Here is a 5,658-nt window from a genome sequence, read left to right as displayed (position 1 = left end):
AGAGCCCAGAATGCTCGTTGCTGCTTCGCCGACCAATGACCGAAGAAAACCTATTGCTGCCATTCGCTGAGATGTTGCTTAGGTCAAAGAGTAAACTGACTTGCTGCGACGCTATGGCCGCTCAGATTTGTGGCGTGAAAAGCCGGTGAAGTATGGCCCGCAGCGTGGAAGTGCTCCATTGTGTAGACAAATTCCACTAGGTCGTGACTTTGAAATGAAAGACCCTAAAGCAATTGTGTTCGATTTGGACGGCACGCTGATTCATAGCGCGCCGGATCTGCATGCAGCTGCAAATGTCATGCTTGTGGGTATTGGCAGAGACACGCTTGATCTGCCGACAATCATCTCATTCATCGGGAATGGTGTTGAGGTGCTAGTTGAACGCTGCCTCACCGCGACCGGTGGCTGTGACGTTGAGAGCCAGCAAACTGCTCACGCCCTGTTTTTGGAAGCATACGCGGCGGATATGACGACGCTGACGCGGCCCTATCCGGGCGTGGTTGCAGCCCTCAAGGGTTTTTGTGCGGCGGGTGTCCCGCTAGGCATATGCACAAACAAGCCTGCGGGGCCTGCGCGGCAAATTTGTGATCTCTTGGACCTCAGCCGATTTTTCGAGGTGATCGAGGGAGCTATGCCGGGCCAGCCCAAAAAGCCGGACCCAGACTCGCTCTTGAGATGTTGTGATCTGCTTGGCGTCCGCCCGGCACAGGTCCTGTATGTCGGGGACAGCGCCATCGACTACAATACTGCCCGCAACGCCGACATCCCGTTTCGTCTGTTTTCCGAAGGATACCTAAACGCGGCTTTGCCCGATCTGCCGAGCCGTGACCGGTTTTCCAGTTGGGCGGCGCACGGCATTGCCGTCAGTTGAAACAAGGTCATGAATCCGGCTTGTAAATTTGTCTGTTCCGGTTAGCCTCTGGCATCTGGGAGGACACTTACATGAAACTAATGAATACACTTTTGTCTGGCGCAGCTATGGCTGTTGCCCTGTCACTGGCGGGTCCGGTGGCGGCGCAGGATTGTCCGCGCGGCGATCTGGACACGCGCTTTTGTGACGTTGACGGCGATCTGATTGCGGACACGCCAACCGATCCGGCTGATCTGGTTGATCCGGATACTCTGATCTTTGCCTATACCCCGGTCGAAGATCCGGCGGTTTACAAGGAAGCGTGGTCTGATTTTCTGACCCACCTCGAAGCGGAAACCGGCAAATCGGTCGTGTTCTTCCCCGTGCAAAACAACGCAGCTCAAATCGAAGCGATGCGCTCGGGACGTCTGCACATTGCGGGCTTCAACACCGGGTCGAACCCGCTGGCGGTGAACTGTGCGGGCTTTAACCCGTTCACCATCATGGCCTCGAAAGACGGTAATTTTGGATATGAAATGGAGATCATCACCTATCCTGGATCGGGCATCGAAAAGGTCGAGGACATCAAGGGCAAGCAACTCGCCTTCACCTCGCCCACGTCGAATTCGGGCTTCAAAGCACCATCCGCGATCCTGAAGGGCGATTTTGACATGCTGCCCGAGCGGGACTTTGAACCGGTCTATTCGGGCAAGCACGACAACTCTATCCTCGGTGTGGCCAACAAGGACTATATGGCGGCGTCTATCGCCAACTCGGTGAAGGCACGGATGCTCAGCCGCGATGTTATCACCGAAGATCAGGTTGTGACGATCTACAAATCGCAAACCTTCCCGACAACAGGCTTTGGAACAGCGCACAACCTGACGCCTGAGTTGAAAGAAAGCATTCGCAACGCGTTCTTCAACTTTGAATGGGAAGGCACATCGCTGCAAGCCGAGTTCGAAAAGTCGAATGAAGGCCAGTTCCTGCCGATGACCTATCAGGAATTCTGGGACGTGATCCGCAAGATCGATGCTGCAAACGGCGTCAGCTACGCTTGCGAATAAACTCTGATCGGGCGGGCCTTTTGGTCCGCCCTTTCCAATTAGAAAAACTGGGGCGGGGAGGCTTTCATGCTGCGGCTTGAGAAGCTTGTGAAGACATATAAGACAGGCGATCAGGCCTTGAAGGCGGTCGATTTGGACGTGCCCGAGGGTCAGGTTCTGGCCCTGATTGGGCCATCTGGGGCCGGTAAGTCCACGCTTATCCGCTGCATCAACCGGTTAGTCGAGCCGACGTCAGGCAACGTTTATCTGGGTGATGTCGAGCTGACTGGACTGTCTTCTGGTGCGTTGCGGCGCGAACGGCGGCGTATGGGCATGATCTTTCAGGAATATGCGCTGGTTGAACGTCTGACGGTGATGGAAAACGTGCTGTCCGGTCGCTTGGGTTATGTCGGGTTCTGGCGCAGCTTTCTGCGCAGGTTTCCGCAATCGGACGTGGACGAAGCGTTTCGCTTGTTGGACCGCGTTGGGCTTGCGCATATGGCAGACAAGCGCGCGGACGAATTGTCAGGTGGACAGCGTCAGCGGGTCGGCATCTGCCGCGCCCTTATCCAAGACCCGGCGTTGTTGCTCGTGGACGAGCCAACCGCCTCGCTTGACCCCAAGACGTCCCGTCAAATCATGCGGTTGATCTGTGAGCTGTGTAAAGAGCGTGGCTTGGCAGCGATTATCAACATCCACGACGTGGCACTTGCGCAGATGTTCGTCCAACGGGTGATCGGCCTGCGTTTTGGGGCTATTGAATTTGATGGCCTGCCCGAAGGTCTGACGCCCGACGTGCTGACCAACATCTACGGCGAAGAAGACTGGGAAGCGACGATTGAAAAGGTCGATGACGACAGCGAGGCCGCGGAATGAGCGCGCTGGACACACGCATCGGCAAGCCGTGGAAAAAGCCACCCTTCGTGCAGCGCGCATGGTTGCGGTGGGCTTTGATCCTTGGATTTGCGGCCTATCTGGTCGCCGCCTACATGACCATCGACGTCAACTGGGCAAGGGTCTACGAGGGGTTGGAACGCGGCAAGCAATTTGTCCTCGCCTTCACAAGCCCTGATTTCACGTCCCGCTCAAGCGACATCTGGGAAGGCATGATCGAGAGCATTATTATGACCGTCGCCTCGTCTGTCGTGGGCATCATCATTTCGATCCCGATTGCACTGGGGGCGGCGCGCAACATCGCCCCTTTACCGATCTACCTGATCTGCCGCGCGATCATCGCGGTCAGCCGTGCATTGCAAGAGATCATCGTGGCCATTCTGCTCGTGGCGATCTTTGGGTTTGGCCCACTCGCCGGGTTCCTGACACTCAGTTTTGCGACCATCGGCTTTTTGTCCAAACTGCTTGCCGAAGATATCGAAAGCATGGACCGTGTTCAGGCAGAGGCGATCAAGGCCTCTGGGGCCAAGTGGACGCAATGGATCAATTACGGTGTGCAGCCACAGGTCATGCCGCGGCTTATTGGTCTGTCGATATACCGTGTGGACATCAACTTTCGAGAAAGCGCCATTTTGGGCCTCGTGGGTGCAGGCGGCATCGGCGCGACCCTGAACACAGCGTTCGACCGCTACGAATACGACACCGCAGCGGCGATCCTGTTGATGATCATCCTGATCGTGATGGCGCTTGAATACATATCCGGCATCATCCGCGAGAGGGTGCAATAATGCCGGTCAAGGATCTGAAAGGACAACAGGCTTGGCAACGGCGCACCAGCCGCGAGAGCCTTGGGCATTGGGTCATGTGGCTGATCGGCGTGGCGATATTTGCCTATTGCTGGCAGCAGATTTCCGAGGCGACAACGTGGTTTTTCGTCTGGGATGCGCCGCGTATTGCGAATGACATCTGGACCCGCGCGACACCGCCCCGATGGGAATACATCACCCAATTGGGCAAGCCGATCTGGGACACCCTCAACATCGCGACGCTGGGCACAATTTTTGCACTGATCCTCGCCGTGCCGGTCGCCTTTCTGGCCGCGAGCAATACGACACCGTCCAAATTTTTCATCCGCCCCATTGCCCTTCTGATCATCGTCTCAACCAGATCGATCAACTCGCTCATCTGGGCGTTGCTGCTGATCGCCATTATCGGCCCGGGGGTCTTTGCCGGAGTCATCGCCATTGCGATCCGTTCGATCGGGTTCTGCGCCAAGCTGTTGTACGAGGCCATCGAAGAAATCGACGAGACCCAAGTCGAGGCGATCACCGCCACGGGCGCGTCGCGCTGGCAGGTGATGGCCTATGGCATCGTGCCGCAAATCCTGCCCGCATTCGCTGGTATCGCCGTGTTCCGCTGGGACATCAACATCCGCGAAAGCACCGTCCTCGGCCTCGTGGGCGCGGGCGGCATCGGGTTGCAGCTTTCGTCCTCGCTCAACGTGTTGGCATGGCCGCAAGTGTCGCTCATCTTGCTGGTGATCCTCGCCGCAGTTGTCATCTCGGAGTGGGTGTCCGCCAAGGTGCGGGGCGCAATCATTTGAAGATGGAAGAAGCCTTTGCGACCTATGAGCGCGTGCGCCATCGGCTTCCCGCCGTCACGCGCCCCGCTGCATGCGTGAGGCGTCCTAACATGGATGCCATCGCAGATGAGATGGACGTGTTTCTGCTCGATGCCTTTGGCGTGCTGAACATCGGTGAGACCGCCATTCCCGGCGTGCCGGAGCGCGTCGCAGGGCTGCAAAAGGCGGGCAAGCGTGTGATCGTGGTATCCAATGCCGCCGGGTTTCCGCATTCCAATCTGATGCGAAAGTACGCGCGCCTTGGGTATGATTTCGATCCGGACGACGTGATAACAAGCCGCAAGGCAGCACTCGCCGGGCTTGGCGACATGTCCGCGACCCGGTGGGGCCTTATGGCGACTGAAAGCTTGGGGCGGGAAGACCTCGAACATCTCGACATCACCTATCTGGCGGAAGACCCCTCAGCCTATGACGCGGCGGAGGGGTACATCCTGATGGGAAGCGCCGTCTGGACCGAGCAGCGACAGGCACTGCTTGCGGCCTCGCTCATAAGAAACCCGCGCCCTGTCCTCGTCGGCAATCCAGATATCGTGGCCCCCCGCGAAAAAGGGTTTTCGACTGAACCCGGCAGCTTTGCGCACCGACTTGGCGATGCTACAGGCGTTGAACCGCGCTTTTTTGGCAAACCCTTCAAGAACATTTTTGATCTGGTATTTGCAAGATTGGGCAGCTTTGACCCGGACCGCACCGTCATGGTCGGTGACAGTCTTCATACAGATATTCTTGGTGGGCAGGCGGCAGGCCTCAGAACAGCGCTGATCTCCGGATACGGTTTTTTCGCAGGTCACGATGTCATTGGCCCGACCAAAGCGTCCGGAATCCAGCCGGACTACATCCTCGAGCGACCCTGACTGCTTTTTGGTTTATTTTTCTCGATCGCCAACCTTGCTGACATTTCGCGGCAACATCTGGCCATGAAAATAGTTGCACCCCCTGATCCTTGTGATGCGTTTGGATGCCAAGGAAGGCAGAGTGCTGTCCTGAGGAGAGAGCAGAGGTAAAATTTTTAGCTGCGTTTTATAGCATAACGTCATTTAGTTGGTGATTAGCGGTAGGAATGACGAGCCGCGCCGCAACTTCTCTGTGTCTGTTTAATGGCTGCATCGGACCGAAAGCACCAGTTGTGCTAAATAGAAAGATGGTCTGAAAAGTCCGCACATCGGCCACTCAACTGGGCCTGCGCGAAGCTCCGGTCTGATCGGCCCAAAGGCTGCACGTTATGACCG

At 56.9% G+C, this 5,658-nt stretch carries 6 protein-coding genes; all 6 read left to right on the top strand.

What is annotated here, in order from left to right:
• Positions 1–100: 100 nt before the first annotated feature.
• Positions 101–871, top strand: coding sequence for a phosphoglycolate phosphatase (gene gph / locus WAO69_RS01615; RefSeq protein WP_422176069.1), 771 nt, complete (start codon positions 101–103; stop codon positions 869–871).
• A 71-nt stretch (positions 872–942) separates the two neighbouring features.
• Complete coding sequence (phnD, locus tag WAO69_RS01610) at positions 943–1,917, top strand: phosphate/phosphite/phosphonate ABC transporter substrate-binding protein (RefSeq protein WP_413834060.1); 975 nt, start codon at positions 943–945, stop codon at positions 1,915–1,917.
• Between the two features lie 66 nt (positions 1,918–1,983).
• Entirely contained in the window at positions 1,984–2,772 is a 789-nt protein-coding gene (phnC, locus tag WAO69_RS01605; protein ID WP_108839276.1) for a phosphonate ABC transporter ATP-binding protein, read from the top strand.
• Positions 2,769–3,578, top strand: a complete 810-nt coding sequence (gene phnE, locus WAO69_RS01600) for a phosphonate ABC transporter, permease protein PhnE (protein WP_108839275.1) — start codon at positions 2,769–2,771, stop codon at positions 3,576–3,578. Before phnC ends, phnE (WAO69_RS01600) begins: the two co-directional genes overlap by 4 nt.
• Positions 3,578–4,393: a phosphonate ABC transporter, permease protein PhnE gene (gene phnE, locus WAO69_RS01595; protein ID WP_422176066.1), complete on the top strand. Its 816-nt coding sequence runs from the start codon at positions 3,578–3,580 to the stop codon at positions 4,391–4,393. Before phnE (WAO69_RS01600) ends, phnE (WAO69_RS01595) begins: the two co-directional genes overlap by 1 nt.
• An 89-nt stretch (positions 4,394–4,482) precedes the next feature.
• Positions 4,483–5,283, top strand: coding sequence for an HAD-IIA family hydrolase (locus WAO69_RS01590; protein ID WP_422176064.1), 801 nt, complete (start codon positions 4,483–4,485; stop codon positions 5,281–5,283).
• Positions 5,284–5,658 lie beyond the last annotated feature (375 nt).

The sequence above is a fragment of the Aestuariivita sp. genome (genome assembly GCF_049276915.1).
Taxonomy (GTDB): domain Bacteria; phylum Pseudomonadota; class Alphaproteobacteria; order Rhodobacterales; family Rhodobacteraceae; genus Aestuariivita.
Note: the sequence above shows the minus strand (reverse complement) of the source record. Positions and strands in the feature narration are given on the sequence as shown.

Bases quoted from the DNA above. Each gene is read 5' to 3' on its own strand.
- phnD (WP_413834060.1), top strand. From the start codon at position 943: ATGAAACTAATGAATACACTTTTGTCTGGCGCAGCTATGGCTGTTGCC.
- phnE (WP_108839275.1), top strand. From the start codon at position 2,769: ATGAGCGCGCTGGACACACGCATCGGCAAGCCGTGGAAAAAGCCACCC.
- phnC (WP_108839276.1), top strand. From the start codon at position 1,984: ATGCTGCGGCTTGAGAAGCTTGTGAAGACATATAAGACAGGCGATCAG.
- phnE (WP_422176066.1), top strand. From the start codon at position 3,578: ATGCCGGTCAAGGATCTGAAAGGACAACAGGCTTGGCAACGGCGCACC.
- WAO69_RS01590 (WP_422176064.1), top strand. From the start codon at position 4,483: ATGGATGCCATCGCAGATGAGATGGACGTGTTTCTGCTCGATGCCTTT.